The organism is Aquimarina sp. RZ0 (assembly GCF_008370685.1).
Taxonomy (GTDB): domain Bacteria; phylum Bacteroidota; class Bacteroidia; order Flavobacteriales; family Flavobacteriaceae; genus Aquimarina.
Map to the genome: position 1 here is coordinate 1 of NZ_VTZU01000161.1, position 3,373 is coordinate 3,373.

Below are 3,373 nucleotides of genomic sequence, written 5' to 3' on the forward strand. Positions count from 1 at the left end.
TCTTGCCGCTCATAAATTGTTCAAGAGCTTTCTTCTCTAGTTCTTGTTGTTCTGTATTTGTCATCTTATCTGAATAATGTGTAAATTAAAAATTTAGTATTCAGACAAGGTTATATTTACACTCTCGGTATCTCTACAGATAACCCTGCCTACCTTTCGATATCAAAAATGATTATTAATATTACAGTAGTTCAGTTTATTGGAAGTGCTGTATTTGCTATAGTCAAGTTTAAAACTCAGACCTATAAAACTATTTTCTTTATTCTCAGCATTTTTATAATTCTATGTTATCAGATATTTCTTTACTTCGGAGTATTATCGGGCTTACTAGGCTAGTTTTATCGACTTGATACTCTATCAATACCCAAATAATCAGAGATTGTTGGATCAATATAAATCCTTTCACCTGTAGTAGAGTTTTCCACAATAACGAAATCGTGGTCTTTAAAGAAAGGTGAATCAAAGTATTTATGTACGTCTATTCCTAAAAAATATAGTTTTCCTGCATAGGCTCTAGCTTTCCATTCATTAGATAATCTTGACTTTTTCAGCAGGTAGTTAAAAGTAGATGTAAAAAAGTAAGCATAACCAACACAATGCGTTTTTGATGAATTAACTAATTTATTCGGGTCTACATCACATTTGGATGAGGTAAATTTCAATTTTTCATTCGTAAGCTCATTCGATTTATCTATTATTGATACTATTCCCGATAAGTCACTATTTATGGTAGAGTTTTCGATATAACTAATAAGTTCTGAATTACGAACAGAATACTCTTTCCTTTCTTCTATGGGTTCATATTTCACAAAAACTCTATAGACATAACCTCTGGAAATATAAAGCAATGCTATTATCACAATAAGAATGTATGTTTTTTTTGAAACTTTCATTTAGTTTTAAAAAGGTGTAATTTCCCTAAAAATATTTCTCATAAATTCTTTTTTAATGGAAACTTTCATGTTTTAACATCAGCACTAATAAACAATTTTTCTAAAGATGAAAGCTACCAAAGAATTAGTACATATTACTTATGATATTGCCATAAAAATCTATGAAGGCAAGTTAACCCGAAAAGAAGGAATAGACACCTTTGTCGGAAATGGTAGAATGAACCCAAGTATTGCTGCTGATTTCATTAAAAATATTAAATGTTTATTGGAGGGTAAAAAGTTCACTAGGACTAATAATGCATATTCTATGGAATATTTTTTTAAGAATATCTATAGGGACTATGGCTTCAAAGGATTGTCAAATGCTTTAAGAGCTTTAAACCTACATATTGAATATTATGAAGATTACCAGGATGTAACAATGCACTCTATGCGTAAAATTTACTCGGAGTATCTTAAAATTTATTCCGATAACCCAGACGAACATGAACAAGAAGAAATAATCAAAATTTTAGAGAAAGAAAACAAAACCAAAGACCAAATAGTTCAAGAACTAAAAACTCTTAAACCTACCGATCCTGAACTTATTACAATAAGTAGTAAATCCTATAAAAGAGATAATGTAACAATTGCCAAAATAAAAAAGCTCAGAGATTATAAATGTCAGATATGTTCGACCAGAATAAAAAAGAAGGATGGTTCTTATTACATTGAAGCTGCCCACATTGAACCAAAGCATCTAGGAGGAAATGAACTCCCCAATAACATCATTCTATTATGTCCTAATCATCATAAGGAATTTGATTATGGTGATCTTAAAATACTAGAACATACATCAGATATTCTTAGATTTAACCTTAATGAAACTGAATATTCTATTTCTATGGAATTAATTTAATATAATTTATTCTATCGTGAATTTTCCTTAATTAAAAAAAATGAAAATGAAAAACGAACTTACCGATTTAACTGAGCTTTTTTCCGAATCAAAAAAAAGCAGTGAATTTGATGTTGTGTTGACCCTCATTAATTATAGAGGAATGGGATCAAAAGAACAAATGTCAAATCTTTATGAATGGTTCGATGCTATAGAGTTTTATAAAGAACTCTATTATCAATATCAAGGTAAAAAAAAATAAGAATGGGGATTTTACTTTATTCCACATTTTTCGAAAATAGTGATTTTTATAATATTCTAGGAAGTCTATGCAAAATACGTTTAGGTTATAAGGGCTCTTCTTATTTATACTATAAAACTAAAAAACTCGATAGATTACTGGGTACAGGTGAGAAAATTGATCAAATTTCAGAACTTTTAGAAGATTGCAATAAAGAACACATCATTTCCTTTTTCAAAGAGAATCATTTCAAAGAAATTAGAAATACTTTTTTTCATTCGGCATATTCTTTAACAGATGAAGAGTATTTTTTACATGACAGTGAACCTATTATCATTAACAACTGGGTACAAAACTCTCTCAATTTTGAAACATTTATTACTCCCAAAATTGAAAAGATTATTGCTTTCTTTGATTTTTTTAAAAATTTGTTTCTAGATAGTTTTAATTCCTATCAAAATGACAAAATTGTTAATGGTTTATTTCCCAATCCCGTAGAAGTAACAATTAAAGGTTCAGAAAGAGGTCTAAAGGGGTTTATTATCAAAAACTCTGTCCAATTTTATGGAAAATGGCACGATTCAGGAATATTCTATGATGAGCAATATGATATGTGGACAGGTAAAAATATTACAATGTATTTTCCAAATTTGGAGACTATTGAAATTGGTGAATTATTAAGAAGGTACGAAGATAAGGACGATATAAGAAAAAATAATTCCGAGTTCTTTAATCTTATTGATAAAATTGCTGAAAGAAATAATCCGAATGAAAAACTAAGAGGCACAATGTTATTAGTTAAATTTGGTAATGTTCGTTATGAAAAAATGGAAGCTCAACAAAATGAACATAAAAAGAATAGTTTCCCAAAAATAATCTTACCCTATTATAAACAGGCAATTGAATTAGGAGGAAATATTATCGACCCTGCTCCTATTAAAAAATTAATTAAAGAACTCGAAACAGAACAGATGTAAGAAATTTTAATTGTTTAACATAATAGACGATATATTTCAAAGTATTATTACTACTTCCCGAATAAGAAGTCGTCGCAATAAAATATGAATTAATACCTTTTACGTATAACATTGTACCCTATTTGTACCTCAACCAAATAAAATTATTGATTTTACTGATATAATAGATTTTGTATTGAAATAGGTTTTCATAATCTTATACGATTTGTGATTAAAAAATTCGTATAAATTCATTGAATTATTTTTTCTTTATGCAAGGTGGTTAATTCGGTTCGATTTGTGCCAATGATTTCGGAGTTATAGTGCCAGTCATTTCGGTTCAAACTGTGCCATTTATATCGGTTCGATTTGTGCCACTACGAGAGATCAAGTAATTACCTTATCG

Annotated in this window: 4 protein-coding genes; 3 read left to right on the forward strand and 1 reads right to left on the reverse strand. The window is 28.8% G+C overall.

Translation table 11 applies throughout. The features are described 5' to 3' along the window. Positions 1-338 precede the first annotated feature (338 nt). Complete coding sequence (locus F0000_RS26730; RefSeq protein ID WP_149627755.1) at positions 339-893, reverse strand: hypothetical protein; 555 nt, start codon at positions 891-893, stop codon at positions 339-341. A 106-nt stretch (positions 894-999) separates the two neighbouring features. Here F0000_RS26730 and F0000_RS26735 point away from each other — a divergent pair, with 106 nt between their 5' ends. The 3 genes from F0000_RS26735 to F0000_RS26745 are packed head-to-tail and all read left to right on the forward strand — an operon-like array spanning position 1,000 to position 2,988. Beyond that, positions 1,000-1,791: an HNH endonuclease gene (locus tag F0000_RS26735; RefSeq protein ID WP_149627756.1), complete on the forward strand. Its 792-nt coding sequence runs from the start codon at positions 1,000-1,002 to the stop codon at positions 1,789-1,791. Positions 1,792-1,837: 46 nt separating this feature from the next. Next, a complete protein-coding gene (locus F0000_RS26740) occupies positions 1,838-2,032 on the forward strand; it encodes a hypothetical protein (protein WP_149627757.1) in 195 nt (64 codons plus the stop codon). Positions 2,033-2,034: 2 nt separating this feature from the next. Continuing rightward, the gene (locus F0000_RS26745) at positions 2,035-2,988 is read left to right on the forward strand and encodes a hypothetical protein (protein ID WP_149627758.1); all 954 of its coding nucleotides are present in this window, start codon (positions 2,035-2,037) and stop codon (positions 2,986-2,988) included. The last annotated feature ends 385 nt before the right edge of the window (positions 2,989-3,373 follow it).

Excerpts from the sequence above, each read along its gene's own strand:
- F0000_RS26730 (WP_149627755.1), bottom strand. The coding sequence starts at position 893 with ATGAAAGTTTCAAAAAAAACATACATTCTTATTGTGATAATAGCATTG.
- F0000_RS26735 (WP_149627756.1), top strand. The coding sequence starts at position 1,000 with ATGAAAGCTACCAAAGAATTAGTACATATTACTTATGATATTGCCATA.
- F0000_RS26740 (WP_149627757.1), top strand. The coding sequence starts at position 1,838 with ATGAAAAACGAACTTACCGATTTAACTGAGCTTTTTTCCGAATCAAAA.
- F0000_RS26745 (WP_149627758.1), top strand. The coding sequence starts at position 2,035 with ATGGGGATTTTACTTTATTCCACATTTTTCGAAAATAGTGATTTTTAT.